Below are 407 nucleotides of genomic sequence, written 5' to 3'. Positions count from 1 at the left end.
AGCGCGAGGTGCGCAGCTAACCCAGGTGCCGCTCGGCCTCGCCGGTGTAGAGCGACAGCGGCCGGATCAGCGAATTCGACGCGTACTGCTCCATGATGTGCGCGGTCCAGCCCGCGATGCGCGCGGCCGCGAACAGCGGCGTGAACGTCTCGGTGTCGAACCCCATCAGGTTGTAGGCCGGGCCCGACGGGTAGTCCAGGTTCGGCTTGATGCCTTTGCGCTCATCCATCGCCGTCTCGAGGGCCGTGTAGAGCTCCAGCATCTCGGGACGGTCGTAGTGGTCGACCAGGGTCTCGAGCGCCGCCTTCATCGTGGGCACCCGGGAGTCACCGTGCTTGGAGACGCGGTGACCGAAGCCCATGATCTTGCGCGTCGCCGCGAGCGACTCGTCGAGCCAGGCCTCCGCG

At 67.8% G+C, this 407-nt stretch carries 1 protein-coding gene; it reads right to left on the bottom strand.

What is annotated here, in order from left to right; genetic code table 11:
• Window positions 1-16 precede the first annotated feature (16 nt).
• On the bottom strand, window positions 17-407 hold a 391-nt coding region (locus tag AB4Z02_RS19205), incomplete at its 5' end, for a citrate/2-methylcitrate synthase (protein ID WP_441972972.1).

The organism is Pedococcus sp. 2YAF34, from assembly GCF_052114585.1.
Taxonomy (GTDB): domain Bacteria; phylum Actinomycetota; class Actinomycetes; order Actinomycetales; family Dermatophilaceae; genus Pedococcus.
This window is presented reverse-complemented; position numbering and strand designations above follow the sequence as displayed.